This window comes from Pseudidiomarina marina (assembly GCF_003987045.1).
Taxonomy (GTDB): domain Bacteria; phylum Pseudomonadota; class Gammaproteobacteria; order Enterobacterales; family Alteromonadaceae; genus Pseudidiomarina; species Pseudidiomarina marina.
Window position 1 is genome coordinate 775082 of record NZ_PIPZ01000001.1, and the last position, 14938, is coordinate 790019.

General features: G+C 47.9%; 14 protein-coding genes and 5 tRNA genes. 9 read left to right on the forward strand and 10 right to left on the reverse strand.

Going from position 1 to position 14938, the window contains the following annotated elements; all coding sequences use genetic code 11:
- The first annotated feature begins 1 nt into the window (after position 1).
- From trpD to trpA, 4 genes are read left to right on the forward strand one after another with little or no spacing between them, the layout of a single operon-like run.
- The gene (trpD, locus tag CWI76_RS03700; protein WP_126759007.1) at positions 2 to 1006 is read left to right on the forward strand and encodes an anthranilate phosphoribosyltransferase; all 1005 of its coding nucleotides are present in this window, start codon (positions 2 to 4) and stop codon (positions 1004 to 1006) included.
- Positions 999 to 2411 (forward strand): bifunctional indole-3-glycerol-phosphate synthase TrpC/phosphoribosylanthranilate isomerase TrpF, encoded by a 1413-nt coding sequence (trpCF, locus tag CWI76_RS03705; RefSeq protein ID WP_126759008.1) that lies wholly within the window; start codon positions 999 to 1001, stop codon positions 2409 to 2411. Before trpD ends, trpCF begins: the two co-directional genes overlap by 8 nt.
- Positions 2408 to 3613, forward strand: coding sequence for a tryptophan synthase subunit beta (trpB, locus tag CWI76_RS03710; protein WP_126759009.1), 1206 nt, complete (start codon positions 2408 to 2410; stop codon positions 3611 to 3613). The genes trpCF and trpB overlap by 4 nt, the downstream gene beginning before the upstream one ends.
- Positions 3610 to 4419 carry a tryptophan synthase subunit alpha gene (gene trpA, locus CWI76_RS03715; protein ID WP_126759010.1) on the forward strand — a complete coding sequence of 270 codons (810 nt, stop codon included), beginning with the start codon at positions 3610 to 3612 and terminating at the stop codon, positions 4417 to 4419. Before trpB ends, trpA begins: the two co-directional genes overlap by 4 nt.
- Here trpA and CWI76_RS03720 read toward each other — a convergent pair.
- Positions 4391 to 5296 carry a TIGR01777 family oxidoreductase gene (locus tag CWI76_RS03720; protein ID WP_126759011.1) on the reverse strand — a complete coding sequence of 302 codons (906 nt, stop codon included), beginning with the start codon at positions 5294 to 5296 and terminating at the stop codon, positions 4391 to 4393. The genes trpA and CWI76_RS03720 overlap by 29 nt on opposite strands.
- A gap of 136 nt (positions 5297 to 5432) precedes the next feature.
- On the opposite strand from CWI76_RS03720, the gene CWI76_RS03725 reads away from it, so the two are divergent.
- The 3 genes from CWI76_RS03725 to CWI76_RS03735 are packed head-to-tail and all read left to right on the forward strand — an operon-like array spanning position 5433 to position 7150.
- Complete coding sequence (locus CWI76_RS03725; protein WP_126759012.1) at positions 5433 to 5987, forward strand: inner membrane-spanning protein YciB; 555 nt, start codon at positions 5433 to 5435, stop codon at positions 5985 to 5987.
- Positions 5987 to 6286, forward strand: coding sequence for a YciI family protein (locus CWI76_RS03730; RefSeq protein WP_126759013.1), 300 nt, complete (start codon positions 5987 to 5989; stop codon positions 6284 to 6286). Before CWI76_RS03725 ends, CWI76_RS03730 begins: the two co-directional genes overlap by 1 nt.
- A 6-nt stretch (positions 6287 to 6292) precedes the next feature.
- Entirely contained in the window at positions 6293 to 7150 is an 858-nt protein-coding gene (locus CWI76_RS03735; protein WP_126759014.1) for an alpha/beta hydrolase family protein, read from the forward strand.
- A gap of 21 nt (positions 7151 to 7171) precedes the next feature.
- Here CWI76_RS03735 and CWI76_RS03740 read toward each other — a convergent pair whose 3' ends face one another.
- Complete coding sequence (locus tag CWI76_RS03740; RefSeq protein ID WP_126759015.1) at positions 7172 to 9697, reverse strand: ABC transporter permease; 2526 nt, start codon at positions 9695 to 9697, stop codon at positions 7172 to 7174.
- Positions 9687 to 10367, reverse strand: a complete 681-nt coding sequence (locus CWI76_RS03745) for an ABC transporter ATP-binding protein (protein ID WP_126759016.1) — start codon at positions 10365 to 10367, stop codon at positions 9687 to 9689. The genes CWI76_RS03740 and CWI76_RS03745 overlap by 11 nt, the downstream gene beginning before the upstream one ends.
- A 2-nt stretch (positions 10368 to 10369) precedes the next feature.
- Here CWI76_RS03745 and CWI76_RS03750 point away from each other — a divergent pair, with 2 nt between their 5' ends.
- The gene (locus tag CWI76_RS03750) at positions 10370 to 10993 is read left to right on the forward strand and encodes an arylesterase (RefSeq protein ID WP_126759017.1); all 624 of its coding nucleotides are present in this window, start codon (positions 10370 to 10372) and stop codon (positions 10991 to 10993) included.
- A gap of 180 nt (positions 10994 to 11173) precedes the next feature.
- Here CWI76_RS03750 and CWI76_RS03755 read toward each other — a convergent pair.
- From CWI76_RS03755 to gltX, 7 genes are all read right to left on the reverse strand, one after another.
- Positions 11174 to 11249, reverse strand: a tRNA-Glu gene (locus CWI76_RS03755).
- Between the two features lie 111 nt (positions 11250 to 11360).
- A tRNA-Glu gene (locus CWI76_RS03760) sits at positions 11361 to 11436 on the reverse strand.
- A 103-nt stretch (positions 11437 to 11539) separates the two neighbouring features.
- A tRNA-Glu gene (locus tag CWI76_RS03765) sits at positions 11540 to 11615 on the reverse strand.
- Between the two features lie 49 nt (positions 11616 to 11664).
- A tRNA-Ala gene (locus CWI76_RS03770) sits at positions 11665 to 11740 on the reverse strand.
- 141 nt (positions 11741 to 11881) lie between these two features.
- Positions 11882 to 12493, reverse strand: coding sequence for a class I SAM-dependent methyltransferase (locus tag CWI76_RS03775; RefSeq protein ID WP_126759018.1), 612 nt, complete (start codon positions 12491 to 12493; stop codon positions 11882 to 11884).
- A gap of 19 nt (positions 12494 to 12512) precedes the next feature.
- Positions 12513 to 13145 (reverse strand): carbonate dehydratase, encoded by a 633-nt coding sequence (can, locus tag CWI76_RS03780; protein WP_126759019.1) that lies wholly within the window; start codon positions 13143 to 13145, stop codon positions 12513 to 12515.
- 56 nt (positions 13146 to 13201) lie between these two features.
- Positions 13202 to 14611 (reverse strand): glutamate--tRNA ligase, encoded by a 1410-nt coding sequence (gltX, locus tag CWI76_RS03785; RefSeq protein ID WP_126759020.1) that lies wholly within the window; start codon positions 14609 to 14611, stop codon positions 13202 to 13204.
- A gap of 248 nt (positions 14612 to 14859) precedes the next feature.
- Between gltX and CWI76_RS03790 the strand changes: the two genes are divergently transcribed.
- Positions 14860 to 14935: transfer RNA gene (locus CWI76_RS03790), tRNA-Val, on the forward strand.
- The last annotated feature ends 3 nt before the right edge of the window (positions 14936 to 14938 follow it).

The window sequence follows — 14938 nt, forward strand, 5'->3', positions numbered from 1 at the left end:
CATGCAGGCACTTCATTCTTTACTCAACGGTGAGCCATTAACCCTGCAACAGGCAGAAAAGCTGTTCGACCATTTGGTTAAGGGCGAGCTTAATGACATTCAAATAACCGCCGCATTAACGGCAATGAAACTTCGTGGCGAACAGCCCGAAGAAATGGCCGGTGCTGCACAAGCATTACGACGTGCGGCAAAGCCATTTAAGCGCCCTACCCGAGCCGTTATCGATAGTTGTGGTACCGGTGGCGACGGTAGTAACACCATGAATATTTCGACCACCGCCGCGTTAGTTGCTGCCAGCATGGGCTTAGCTGTGGCTAAGCATGGTAACCGTAGCGTGTCATCGCGGTCTGGCTCAGCAGATGTTCTCGAGAGCCTCGGCTTATCAGTAACGCAAGATCCTGAGATTGCCGAGCAGCAACTCGATACGTTTAACTTTTGCTTTCTATTTGCACCGCATTATCACCCAGGCATTCGCTATGCCATGCCAAGTCGACAAACGCTTAAAACTCGCACTTTATTCAACTTGCTAGGGCCGCTGGTTAACCCTGCACGCCCTGATGCACAAGTGCTCGGAGTGTATGATCCAAGCTGGTGCCGGCCGATGGCAGAAACTTTGAAGTTATTGGGTTGTCGGCGAGCCATGGTCGTCCACGGTTCGGGGCTTGATGAGATTGCCTTACATGGTCCGACCCATGTGGTTGAATTACGTGATGGCGAACTGACCGAATACACGCTCAATGCCGCTGATTTTGACGTACAGCCAGCGCAAGTGGCTGAGTTAGTTGGCGGCGACGCGGATTATAATGCGCAATTACTCAAGCAGGTTTTAGCGGGCGCAGCAACGCCAGCGCAAACCAATGCTGTTGCCGTCACCGTTGCAGCCATGCTCTATGTGACTGACCAGTATGCCGACTTAAAACAGGCAACAGCGGCTGTACAAGACCATCTGGCATCAGGCGCCGCGTTAACGCACTTAGAAAAACTTCAGGAGTTTAATCGTGGCTAGTTCAATACTTAACGAAATTGTAGAAACTCGCCGCAGCTCGGTACAAACGTTCTTGGCGCAATTGGATATCGCGTCAATAGAAAAGCAGTTGGCGCCAAGCCAACGCAGTTTATACCAAGCACTGGCGCAGCCACGAGCTAGCTTTATTCTTGAATGCAAAAAAGCATCGCCATCGAAAGGCTTGATTCGTCCCAACTTTAATCCAGTGAATTTGGCGCAAACCTATAGTCGATATGCCGACGCCATTTCGGTACTCACTGAGCCCGATTACTTTCAAGGCGATTATCGCTATTTAGCTGCCGTGGCTGCTGCTGTGCCGCAGCCGGTGCTCTGCAAAGATTTCATCGTGATGCCAGAGCAGGTTATTTTGGCTCGCCATTTTGGCGCCGATGCCATTTTATTAATGCTGTCCGTATTAACTGATGACGAGTACCGCCAATTAGCCGAACTCGCTGCGGAATTGCAGCTTGATGTACTCACCGAGGTGGCCACGGAACCAGAACTTGAGCGCGCGTTAGCCTTAAACGCAAACATCATCGGTATTAACAATCGCAACCTGCATGACCTATCCATCAATCCGCAGCGCAGTATTGATATGAGTCAACGTATTCCCGAAGGTGTTTTAGTTGTGGCTGAATCGGGGTATTCGAATCATGCGCAAATTCAACAAGCGGCCGCCCATGTCGACGGCTTTTTGATTGGAAGCGCATTGTCACAGTGCGACAATGTCGATCAAGCCTGCCGTGAGCTAATTTACGGAAAGCACAAAGTTTGCGGCCTAACCGAGCCGGCCGATGCGACCGTCGTCCGTGCTGCCGGTGCAGCGTATGGTGGATTAATTTTTGTTGAACACTCACCGCGCTATGTCAGCTTAAAACAAGCTCAGACTATTGTGCACGCAGAGCCGCTCTTGAATTTTGTTGGCGTGTTTGCCGATCAACCGCTGGCGCAAGTCATCGAAATAGCTCAATCCATAGAATTAGCGATTGTGCAGTTACACGGTCAAGAAGACATTGATTACATTAGCGAGTTACGCAAAGCGCTGCCAACTACAAAGATTTGGAAAGCCATTGGTGTGGATGAGCCACTCATCTTGCCACACCTCGAAGTGGATGCATTTTTACTCGATAATCGCTTTGGTGGTAGCGGCCAGCCGTTTGATTGGTCACTGCTCAAAGGATTAAGTGAACAACAATTAAGTCAGTGTATATTCGCCGGTGGATTAAGCCTTGCGAACTTGAGCGAGGCGCAAACAACAGGAATTTCGCAACTCGATGTCAATTCGGGCGTTGAGTACGCCAAAGGCCGCAAAGACGCCGGTAAAATCTTAAAATTTTTCGAACACATTCGTACTTACGGTAAATCAGAAAACCAGATCCAGCCGGATCAGGAGGCAGTATCATGACCCAATCAACTGAGAAACTATCCGCTTACTTTGGCGACTTTGGTGGCCAATTTGTACCTGAAATTTTGTTGCCGGCCTTGGATCAGCTCGAACAAGCTTTCATTGATGCTCAGCAAGACTCTGAGTTTCAGGCCGAATTCGCCGACCTGTTGAAGAATTACCTAGGACGTCCTACTCCTGTATCGCTTTGTCGCAATTTGCCGTTGCATTCGCCCAATGGCACGCAAATTTATCTGAAACGCGAAGATTTGCTGCACGGCGGTGCCCACAAGACGAACCAGGTATTGGGCCAAGCCTTGCTGGCAAAGCGTATGGGCAAAAAACGCATCATCGCCGAAACCGGCGCAGGTCAGCATGGCACAGCAACCGCGCTTGCATGTGCGCTATTAGACCTCGAGTGTATTATTTACATGGGCGCTAAAGACGTTGCGCGCCAACAACCGAATGTATTTCGGATGGAACTCATGGGTGCCAAAGTGGTGCCAGTCGATACCGGCAGCGGCACCTTAAAAGACGCCGTAAACGAAGCGATGCGCGACTGGACTGCCAGCTATAGTACGACCCATTATTTGCTCGGAACTGCGGCTGGTCCGCATCCATTCCCAACCATTGTGCGTGAGTTTCACCGCATGATTGGTGCCGAAGCCAAAGCACAAATGCTCGAACGCATTGGCCGCCTACCTGACGAAGTCATTGCCTGTGTTGGCGGTGGCTCCAATGCCATTGGTATGTTCGCCGAGTTTATCGACGAATCCGATGTGGCTTTAGTTGGTGTTGAACCGGCCGGTAAAGGCGTTGAAACAGCACATCATGGCGCAACACTAACCGCTGGTAAACCCGGCATTCTGCATGGCTGCCGATCATTCCTGATGCAAACCGACGAAGGTCAAATTGAGGAAAGTTATTCGGTATCAGCTGGTCTCGATTATCCTGGCGTGGGTCCACAGCATGCTTATTTAAGGGAAATTGGGCGTGCACGTTATGAGTCAGTGACCGATCAAGAGGCATTGGATGCATTCCAAATTCTTGCGCAACATGAAGGAATTATACCGGCTCTCGAATCAGCCCATGCGCTCGCTTACGCGCTTCGTCGCGCAGCAGAACCTGATGCACCAAAAGTATTACTGATTAACCTATCTGGTCGTGGCGATAAAGACATTGACCATGTGCGCCGTATTTTCCAGCAAGGAGAGCAGGCATGAATCGCTATCAACATATGTTTGAGCAGTTAAAATCGAAACGGCAAGGCGCGTTTGTCCCATTTGTGACCTTGGGCGATCCAACACCTGAGTTAAGCCTCAAAGTTATCGAAGCTCTTATTGACGGCGGCGCCGATGCACTCGAGTTGGGATTACCGTTTTCTGATCCAGTGGCCGATGGCCCGACCATTCAAAAAGCGAACATTCGCGCACTTGCTGCGGGTACGCGCATATCTGATGCTTTTGCGGTCATTCAACAAGTTCGTTCAAACTACCCTGAACTACCTATCGGTTTATTGGTTTACGCGAATCTTGTTGTCAGTAACGGCACCGAGTCATTCTATCAGCGCTGCGCCGAGGCTGGTGTCGATTCTGTACTCATTGCCGACGTACCGGTGCGCGAAGGATTAAAATTTGCTGAAGCCGCCAAACGACATGGTGTAGCACCTATTTATATCGCGCCACCCGATGCATCCGAGCAAACATTGGCAAATGTTGCTAAGCACAGTGAAGGCTATGTTTATTTGTTAAGCCGTGCCGGTGTCACTGGTGCTGAAACACAAATGCAAGCTCCGGCAAGTGCTGTGATTGAGCACTTACGACATAATCAAAGTGCCCCGCCGTTACTCGGTTTTGGCATCGCTAAACCAGAACACGTTAAATCGGCGTTAGACGCTGGCGCAGCAGGTGCTATCTGTGGTTCAGCCATCGTCAAAATTCTGGAGCAGCACCAACACGACGAGCACCAATTAGTGAATGAACTCACTCAGTTTGTTCAAACTATGAAGGCGGCAACAAGCATCGTTTGAGTGCAGCCTCAACGTTTGGATATTTAAATTGATAACCGGCCTGTTGCAGACGCTCAGGAATAACCAACTGGCCGGTTAGTAACATGTGTGACATCTCGCCAAGCATTAGCTTTAAAGTCCATGCTGGCACCCGCATAAAGTGTGATTTTCGTAACACTTTTGCCACGGTTTTACTGAACTCTCTTTGCTCAACCGGCTGTGGCGCTGTTGCATTATAGATACCACGCGTATTTTCGTTGGCGAGCAAAAATAAAATAATTCCCACCATGTCGTCTAACTGAATCCAACTAAACCCTTGTTTGCCGTCTCCTAAAGGACCGCCAAGGCCAAGTAAATAAGGTGGTAACATCTTTTGTAGCGCACCGCCTTTTGGCGCTAAAACGACGCCTGTTCGCACGACACAAACACGGGTTTGTTCTGACTCAGCGGCTAATGCTAACCGCTCCCATTCGGCACATAAATGATGAGCAAAGTCATCTTTCTCTACTTTGGTTGCCTCAGTAACAGGCGTATTCCCTTGGGCACCGTAATAGCCAATTGCGGAGCCACTGATAAATACTTGCGGCGGTTGCGCTGCTGCTTGAATCGCTTCGGTCAACTGCCGAGTGATATTCCAACGACTTTGCTCAATTCGCAGTTTTTGTCGAGAGCTCCAACGTTTGTCCGCAATCCCCTCACCTTGCAAGTTGATCACCGCAAAATAATCACTGATATCCGTTACTTCATCCAAGCTTCGGATCACATGAACTTGCGAGCCTAGACGTTGAATGGCGCGCTGCGGATTACGACTAATGACGGTAACCTGATAATCCGTCAATAAATGTGGAATTAATGCTGAACCGATTAAACCCGTGCCACCTGTAATCAAAATTTTCATGCTGGCCTCTCGCTGTAGAAAAACTATACTTGTACCTTATTTCGCTCACTTACTTGGCTTAAGTGTAGTCACTGAATCTAGTACCTAACAAACTTTTCTGGCACACTGCGGGAACAAGAATAAATCGGGCATCATCATGTTGTTAGTACTTGAATATTTACCAATCATTTTATTTTTTATTTTTTACCTGCTTGGCGATATTTTCATCGCGACTGGCGTTTTAATGATTGGCACCGTCATGCAAATCATCGTCATGAAATTTATGCGTGAGCCGGTCACCACACGCCACTGGATAATCATGTGGGCGGTACTGATTTTCGGAAGTATTACCTTGTTTTTACGTGATGAATGGTTCGTGAAGATCAAAGTCACCGTCATTTACGTTGCTATTGCTCTATTTTTGCTCATTGGCATGTGGTGGAAAAAACGTAGTCCACTCCAGAGCATGCTAGATAGCGAGATTAATTTGCCGCTATTTGCGTGGCGACGGCTGACTTACGCATGGGTCATATTTTCTCTCTCGCTGGCGATTATCAACGTTTATATTGCTGAAATGATGAGTTTAGATGCGTGGGTAAATTTCAAAGTTTTCGGCACACTCGGAGCGACACTTATTTTTAGTGTGTTCTCTGGCGCCTATATGTTTAAACATCACACTGACCGTGAAAAAGATGCAGAGGAAATTGAATAATGTGGTTTGTTATTTGGGCTGAAGATGCGCCAAACTCGTTAGATGCGCGACGTGCAACCCGTCCTGCGCATTTAGAACGTCTGCAACAACTTCAAGCCGATGGTCGACTGCTTGTTGCGGGCCCATGCCCTGCCATTGCCTCGAGTGACCCGGGTGATGCTGGATTCACCGGCTCGATGGTTGTCGCGGAATTCGATTCATTAGAAGAAGCAAAACGCTGGGCTGATGCCGACCCTTATTTTGCTGCTGGTGTATACGCCAAAGTTACCGTAAAACCCTACATCAAAGCATTACCTTAGCACCCTATGGAAAATCCACGACGCGTCAGTATTCAGTCGGCGCCCGCACGAACGATTATTGCCTACCATTGGCACGCCCGAAATCCGCGGGGTGTCATCATCATGGCGCCAGCGATGGCGGTACCACAGGCGTTCTATCAACATTTTTGTCAGTGGCTCAATGAACAGCAATTTGATGTCATCAGTTTCGATTATTACGGAATAGGCGCATCAATTGATAAGCCGCTAGGGCACGTCCAAACCACGGTAACCGATTGGGCCACCTACGATGCCGCCGCTGTTATCGACTACGCAATCGCTCAACAACCGTCGTTACCCTTACTCTGGTTCGCACATAGCATTAGTGGTCAATTGTTTGGCATGATCCCAAATAATCAAAACGTTCGACAAATGCTCACCGTCGCTACCGGAACCGGTTTTTGGCGAGACACAAAGCCACAACTGAAATACAAATCATGGATATTATGGCGAGCGATTACGCCATGGTTAATACCGCTGAGTGGTTATTTCCCAGGCCGAAAACTGGGGATTGTAGGAGATGTGCCAGCCGCAGCCATGCAACAATGGCGTCGCTGGTGTTTGCATCCCGATTATTTGGTGGGTGCAGAACAGCTATATGATCACTATGCCAATATTCGTACACCGATCACATCAATAAGCTTTACTGATGATGAAATGCTAACCGCGCACAACATTCGTGCCATGCACGATTTTTACGCCAATGCACCTCAACAAAGACATGTTATTTCCCCCAATAACCTACAGCTAAAACGTATTGGGCATTTTGCGGTGTTCCGAAAAGACTACCAACCATATTGGCAGCAGCTTTTCGGAAAATACATTGACCAAGCGATCGACTCTTAATGTCACAAGCTCGCGTTAAAGTTACGCGAGCTTGCGAATTAACTGCGCAGTGTTACGTCGTACTAATCGAGCACAAGCCAATCGCCCTAATGTTCCAACGACAATAGCACCAGCCAGCGGACCAACTAACCAGAAACGCCAGTGAATGGTTGCCGCCATTTCAAATACTTGTGTTTGTAAAATCCACAACGACAATTCCATTGCAAGGGTTGCGATTAAGCCGCTAATTGCACCGAGGATCAGAAACTCGTAAGTAACACTACGGCTAAGTAGCTTCGCCGGTGCCCCTAATGTGCGCAAAATCACTAATTCTTGCTGGCGTTCTTCCATCGACGCCTGTACCTGAGCCAACAACACTAATATCCCAGCAATCAATACCAGTACGAGTACAAACGCAATGGCAATGCTGACTTGGTCAATCACCTCACGTAATTGCTCCATAATCGCATCGAGATCAATTAATGAAACTTCAGGGAACGGCTTAAACAGCTCATAAAGTTCACTTTGGCGTTCTTTCGGTAGATTAAAGCTCGAAATAAACGTCGCTGGGAAATCTTCTAACGTGCTGGTGTTAAATATCATGAAGAAATTCGGCTGCAACGATCCCCAGTTTACCTTACGGATGCTGGTTACCGGCACCGTGAATGTATTGCCGCCGATATTAAATTCCAGCTCGTCGCCAATCGACAAACGCATCCGCTCAGCAACTTCTTCTTCAATAGATACTTGTGGCTGAGGATTGTCACCCCACCACTCACCAGCAACAATGGTATTGTTCGGTGGTAGATCATCTCGCCAGGTCAGCGAAAGTTCGCGCCCAAAGCCTTCGCGTTGCTCGGCATTATTGGTTTGCGTATCTGCTTCATCGCCGCCGGCCTCTTTGGTCACCTCATCACGAACTGGAACACCATTAACTGCTGTCATCCTTCCCGGCACCACCGGATACATATCATTTGATTCGATATCGCGTGCGGCAAAACGCTGCTCCAATTGCGCCACATCACCTGGCGCAACATTCACAATAAAATAGTTTGGCGCATCATCAGGAAGTTGGCGTTCCCAATCGGCCAATAATTCATTGCGTAGCGCTAATACTAATAGCAGCAACATAATCGCGGTCGAGAAGCTTAACATTTGCACGCTATTGGCCTGCGCACGTCGCTGCAAGCCAGCCATCGCTAAACGCCATGCACTACCAGCTTGCATACCAGCCTGTCGGCTCGCCCGAATAAATAAGCGACCTACGGCCAATAGCAAAACGGCAGCCACTGCACCACCGGCAAATAGCGCTGTTGAAAGTAACCATTGTTGACTGTAAATCAGCAATAACGCATAGATGGTTCCTGCCGATGCAATCCAATGCAACCAACGTAGTTTATCCGTGCCGGTAAGCTCTCGATTTAATACCCGTAGCGGTGGAATGGCGATCAAACGTAGCAATGGATAGAGGGTAAACATGACCGCACTAACCAGACCTGTTGCCGATGCTAACACGTAAGGTTTCAGGCCTGCCGCAGGTAGCTCCGCACCCAACTGCGCGGCAACAAACTCAATCACTTGCGCTTGGATTACCCACCCAAGCAATAAACCGACGCCAATACTGATGAAAGTCAGTAGTAACAAATGCAGAATAAAAATCCGCTGAATTTGTCGACGTTCAGCACCAAGGGTTTTGAAAATAGCGACCACATCGTAGTTCCGCTGGCAATATCGTTGAGCGGCCACAGCCACCGCGGTGGCGGCCAATACCACTCCCAATAAACTTGCCAGCAACATAAACCGTTCAGCGCGTTGCAAACTGCGAGCCAGTGGGCTATCACCATCCTCGATACTTCGCCAGTTATGCGTGTCATCATTAAGTTGCGGTGCCAACCACTCGTAATAACCATCGAGTTGCTCAGCGGTACCGGCAAACAGCACGTTATAACGCACCCGTGAACCCGGCTGTATCAAGCCCGTTTGTTCGAGCTGATCATAATGAATGAGCACATTGGGACTATCCGTAAATACCGAGAAACCGACGTCTGGCTCATACGTCAGCACTCGAGAAACCTTAAATTTACTTTGCCCAATTTCAAGCGTATCACCAACTTCGAGATCCAACTCTTGAAACAAGGCGGCAGCAACCCAAGCCTCGCCCTCGCCTGGCAACTGATTAATGACTGTCGTTTCGTCACCAAAGGGTTCAGAGGCTGTGCGTAAACTACCCCGCAACGGATAGCCATCGCTCACGGCTTTAATATCTACGAGTGCCAAATTATCGTCGGCAAAAGCCATACTATTGAATACAACCCGATTTGCGGTATCTAATCCGCGTTGCTGAGCTTGCTCCAACCACTCATCCGAAATTGGTCGGCGCGAACTTAATACCCTGTCAGCTGCGAGAAACTCAGCGCTGCGAGCCAACAAACCCGATTGCAAACGCTCGGTGAATAACGACAACGACAACACCGCAGTCACTGACAGCACGATAGCCGCAGCCATAATTGTCAACTCGCCGCGCTTAAGCTCGTGGCGTAATAATCGCCATGAAATCTTATGCCACATCGTTGCTTACCTCGGTTAATCGCCCCGCATCCATCTTCAAAATACGCTGACAACGCTTCGCTAACTCAGGGTCATGCGTGACCATAACCAGCGTTGTGCCTGATTCCTTGTTCATTTCAAACAATAAATCTTCAACTTTATGCCCGGTAGTAGCATCTAAGTTTCCTGTTGGCTCATCAGCGAACAATATTTTCGGCGTACCGATGAAAGCGCGCGCAATCGCGACCCGTTGTTGTTCACCGCCAGATAATTGGTTTGGGTAGTGCTTTAAACGCTCTCCTAATCCAACTTTGGTTAACAGCTCTCGCGCCTGTTGCTCAGCATTTTTATGTCCGGCTAGTTCAGCTGGTAACATCACATTTTCTAGAGCAGTCAAACTCGGGATTAATAAAAACGACTGGAAAATGAAGCCAATTTTGTCAGCGCGCACTTTTGCACGTTGCTCCTCATCCAAATCTCCCAAATTTACGTTATCTATGGAAACATCACCGCCACTTGCAAGGTCTAACCCCGCAAGTAAAGACAGTAAGGTCGATTTACCTGAGCCTGATGCGCCCACGATAGCAACGGTTTGGCCCGCTTCAATAGACAGGTCAATTGGCTGTAAAATGTGTAGAATACCGTCTTGAGTCGTAACTTTTTTTTCTAATTGAGTGGTTTGAATAAGCATTTATGAAAAACTTCCTAGCTAAATTGTTAGTAATCGTCGCATTGTTCGTTGTTATACGTCCAGTTTCGGCAAATGTCTCACTTGTTGTTTTAGGTGATAGCCTAAGTGCCGGTTATGGCATGGCGCAAAGCGAGTCCTGGGTGGGTGTATTGCAACAACGCTGGGCCGAAAAATATCCCGACATTACGCTCATTAATGCCAGTATTAGCGGCGACACCACCCAAGGTGCATTAAATCGTTTAGCTGGGGTTATTGAGCGTCATCAACCCGATGCCGTATTCGTCGAACTTGGCGGTAATGACGGTCTTCGTGGTTTTAACCCAGCCACTATTTCAGACAATTTGGTACAGATTATCATGCAATTGCAACAGCAGGACGCTAAAGTTGCGTTAAGTCAGGTGAGAATTCCGCCGAACTACGGCCAGCGCTACAGCGAAATGTTCGCTGACATTTTCCCAAACTTAGCTGAGCAGCATCAAGTTCCACTCATTCCTTTCTTTATGGAACAAATTATTGAGAATGAAGATTTGATGCAGGGTGATGGTATTCATCCGAATCGCGAGGCACAGCCGCTCATCGCCGATATTATGGAACCGCATCTACTGGAATTGATTGACAAGCGTTGATCGTTGTTCGTGCGCTACGCTGTTCGGAAAGACGTTACTAGTTATTCGTTATTGGTTATTCGTTAAAGATAGAAAGAAGCACTAACGACTTAGGTTTTGGTTTTGGTTTTGATTTTGATTTTTCGAAGAGTGAGCGAATCGAACGTTCGAATAACGAATAACGCTTTTGCTTTTAAGAAGTGGCGTCCCCTAGGGGATTCGAACCCCTGTTACCGCCGTGAAAGGGCGGTGTCCTAGGCCTCTAGACGAAGGGGACAAGGACTGAAAAAGCTAGTTACTCGTTATTCGTTATTGGTTATCGTTTTACTCTTTCGAATAACCAATAACGAATAACGAATAACGAATAACGCTTTTGCTTTTAAAGAAGTGGCGTCCCCTAGGGGATTCGAACCCCTGTTACCGCCGTGAAAGGGCGGTGTCCTAGGCCTCTAGACGAAGGGGACCCCGGACAAACATTCTGGTTACTCGTTACTGGTTATTCGTTATTGACCTTCGTTTTGCTCTTTCGAGTAACGAAAAACGAATAACGACTAACGTTCTATAGAGTGGCGTCCCCTAGGGGATTCGAACCCCTGTTACCGCCGTGAAAGGGCGGTGTCCTAGGCCTCTAGACGAAGGGGACGCACCAGAACAAATCACTATCAAGTTTTCACTACTGTAAAGCGCAGCTTTGGTGGAGCTAAGCGGGATCGAACCGCTGACCTCTTGCATGCCATGCAAGCGCTCTCCCAGCTGAGCTATAGCCCCACACCAACACTGAAATTCGTGTGCTGCATCAGTACCCTGACAGCGGGGCGAATTCTAGGGTAATTGGCGCACTACCGTCAACCTTTTTTTTGGTAATTTTGTTTGTTTGCCGAATTTTGCGTCAGTTCGAACAAATCCCGATCAATTTCGTCTAAGTACGCAGTAATTAAACTTTTGTTCAGACCCGTTCGGGGTTTTGTGAATTTCACGCTCGGTATGCACTAAGGTGAAGTGTTCAGCAAAAACTTCAGCCAATTGTTGCGCCGAATAGCGCTGTACGGGTAGCCCACTACATTTTTCTGGGCCATCTTCAGCGAATGTTGCAATAATCGCATAACCGCCCTGCTCTAAAGCTTTTGCTGCTTGAGTAACATAAGACTGTTGTTGTTCTGGGGTCATTAAAAAATGAAACACCGCGCGATCATGCCAAATTGAAAATTGCGCTTTAGCAAATGCCGTGGTGAGTACATCGCCCACCAACCACGTTACATTCTCTGCTTTCGCTTTTAAACGTTTTTTCGAAGTCGCTAATGCACTTGCTGATAAATCAAGCGCGGTGATATTGGCAAAGCCTGCGGCCAGTAGGTTATCGATTAACCGCGACGCCCCGCTCCCCACATCAATAATCGCGGCTTCGTGACTCATACCGGTATCGGTAATCAGTCGCAGCGAAGTTTCAGCCCTTGACTGGTACCAACTAACACGATCCACTGCCTTTGTTTTATAAACGTCTTCCCAATGATTATCTGCCATATGGTATGTCGCCTATGTGTTACTCATCGAAGTGATAAATTCGCTCTAATGATGCACGATCACGCACCGTCACTTCCATGTCTCGCACTAAGCCGTCCTCAATACTATAAACCCAGCCATGAATAGCTAACTCTTGGCCACGATCCCATGCCTGTTGGACAATTGTCGTCTTTGCCAAATTTCGCACCTGTTCAATCACGTTCAGTTCGCAAAGTCTATCCAAACGCTCTTTGTCACCGACAATGCTTTCAAGTTCGTCATGGTGAATACGATAAATATCTTTAATTGGAAACAACCAATGGTCAACTAAACCGTGGCTACAACTCTCCGTGGCGGCTCGCACGCCACCACAACCATAATGTCCAACAACTAAGATGTGCTTTACAAAGAGTGTTTCAACCGCATATTGCACCACCGACAAGCAGTTAAAATCCGTTTGAATGACTTGATTTGCCACGTTACGGTGCACAAACAGTTCACCCGGTGCCATGCCAACAACTTGATTGGCAGGAACTCGGCTATCTGAACAACCAATCCACAAATATTCTGGCGTCTGTTGCGCGACCAAATTATTAAAAAACGTGGGATCTTGCTCGAGCATCCGTTTCGCCCAAGCTTGGTTGTTAGCCAACAACTTATCAATTTCTAGCATGCTTTAATTCTCTGAGAGATATAGAAAAAAGGCGCCAAGTTGGCGCCTTTTCCGAGTTACTGCGCTTGCTCACGTTCAATAATAAACGAAATAGCACGAGCAATACGTCCTACCACTTGTTCTTGCGACAATAATTCTAACGTCACATCAAGTGATGGTGAATTACCCGAACCGGTTACCGCTACACGCAATGGCATGCCGACTTTACCCATGCCAACGCCGAGGTCATCGGCCGTTTGCTGAATAGCAGCCTGAATACTCGCCGCGTTCCAACTATCAACGCATGCAAGACGATCTTGGACAGCTTCAAGAGCTTCGCGCGCTACCGGACGCAAATGCTTCTTGGCGGCGGCTTCGTCAAATTCCTCATACTCTTCATAGAAGTAACGGCTTTGCTCGGCCATTTCTTTTAGCGTTTTCACACGATCGGCCATCAACGGAATTAGCTTCTCAAGCGCTGGACCGCGACTCACATCAATTGCTTGATCGGTAAAGTGCCATTGTAAATAAGGAACAACGCGCTCAACAGGGAGTGACTTCATATAATGCTGGTTCAACCAATTCAGTTTCTCAGTGTTAAATGCCGATGCCGCTTTATTTACATCATCAAGGCTAAATAGCTTCACCATTTCATCAACACTAAAAATCTCTTGGTCACCGTGCGACCAGCCTAAGCGTACTAAATAGTTCAATACCGCTTCAGGCAAATAGCCGTCATCGCGATATTGCATGACGCTAACCGCACCATGACGCTTTGATAATTTCTTACCATCATCACCTAAGATCATCGATACATGCGCATACTCTGGCACCGGTGCGCCAAGCGCTTGTAAAATATTAATCTGACGCGGCGTATTATTAATGTGATCTTCACCACGCACCACGTGCGTAATATTCATTTCCCAATCATCGATAACCACACAGAAGTTGTACGTAGGCGTACCGTCGCTACGCGCAATAATTAAGTCATCCAGTTCGGTGTTCGCAAATTCAATTGGCCCGCGAATATGATCATGAAACTTCACACTACCTTGTTGCGGGTTACGGAAGCGCACCACATATTTGTCGCCAGATACATTCGGGTTATCGCGGCAATGACCATCATAGCGAGGCTTCTCACCACGAGCCATTTGGTCTTCGCGCATTTTTTCCAACCGCTCAGTTGAGCAATAACACTTGTATGCTTTATCTTCTTCTAACAGTTTATCGATGTAATGCTCGTAGCGATCAAAACGCTTGGTTTGATAGTACGGACCCTCATCCCAATTCAAACCTAGCCATTCCATACCTTCTAAAATGGCATCAATGGCTGGCTGAGTTGAACGCTCACGATCCGTATCTTCAATACGCAGTACGAACTTTCCGCCAGCCGCTTTAGCAACCAACCATGAGTACAAAGCGGTGCGTGCACCACCAACGTGAAGGTAACCAGTAGGACTTGGGGCAAATCGGGTGACCACTGTCATAATTCTTGCTTTCTCCGCATTATTCGGGTTATTTTGCAGTTTCGTTAGGTGTGTATTCTACCAAGAAGCAGCGGCAGACGCATTAGACGAAAGCATAGATTATTGCGTTTTTAGCAAGTAGGTACAAAGCAGGATGTTGATTTTTACGGCAAAGCGGGGAAAAAATCAGCAGTCGAACAAATCAAGTGAGATTTCCTGTTGACAGTATCGTTAAGCACCCTATAATACGCCCCGCAACGCAGAGAAAAGGATGGTTAGCTCAGCTGGGAGAGCACCGCCCTTACAAGGCGGGGGTCACTGGTTCGAACCCAGTACCATCCACCACTT

What these genes read in the sequence shown, in the direction of transcription:
- trpD (WP_126759007.1), top strand. Translation starts at nt 2, where the DNA reads ATGCAGGCACTTCATTCTTTACTCAACGGTGAGCCATTAACCCTGCAA.
- trpB (WP_126759009.1), top strand. Translation starts at nt 2,408, where the DNA reads ATGACCCAATCAACTGAGAAACTATCCGCTTACTTTGGCGACTTTGGT.
- trpA (WP_126759010.1), top strand. Translation starts at nt 3,610, where the DNA reads ATGAATCGCTATCAACATATGTTTGAGCAGTTAAAATCGAAACGGCAA.
- CWI76_RS03720 (WP_126759011.1), bottom strand. Translation starts at nt 5,296, where the DNA reads ATGAAAATTTTGATTACAGGTGGCACGGGTTTAATCGGTTCAGCATTA.
- CWI76_RS03725 (WP_126759012.1), top strand. Translation starts at nt 5,433, where the DNA reads ATGTTGTTAGTACTTGAATATTTACCAATCATTTTATTTTTTATTTTT.
- CWI76_RS03730 (WP_126759013.1), top strand. Translation starts at nt 5,987, where the DNA reads ATGTGGTTTGTTATTTGGGCTGAAGATGCGCCAAACTCGTTAGATGCG.
- CWI76_RS03735 (WP_126759014.1), top strand. Translation starts at nt 6,293, where the DNA reads ATGGAAAATCCACGACGCGTCAGTATTCAGTCGGCGCCCGCACGAACG.
- CWI76_RS03740 (WP_126759015.1), bottom strand. Translation starts at nt 9,697, where the DNA reads ATGTGGCATAAGATTTCATGGCGATTATTACGCCACGAGCTTAAGCGC.
- CWI76_RS03745 (WP_126759016.1), bottom strand. Translation starts at nt 10,367, where the DNA reads ATGCTTATTCAAACCACTCAATTAGAAAAAAAAGTTACGACTCAAGAC.
- CWI76_RS03750 (WP_126759017.1), top strand. Translation starts at nt 10,370, where the DNA reads ATGAAAAACTTCCTAGCTAAATTGTTAGTAATCGTCGCATTGTTCGTT.
- CWI76_RS03775 (WP_126759018.1), bottom strand. Translation starts at nt 12,493, where the DNA reads ATGGCAGATAATCATTGGGAAGACGTTTATAAAACAAAGGCAGTGGAT.
- can (WP_126759019.1), bottom strand. Translation starts at nt 13,145, where the DNA reads ATGCTAGAAATTGATAAGTTGTTGGCTAACAACCAAGCTTGGGCGAAA.
- gltX (WP_126759020.1), bottom strand. Translation starts at nt 14,611, where the DNA reads ATGACAGTGGTCACCCGATTTGCCCCAAGTCCTACTGGTTACCTTCAC.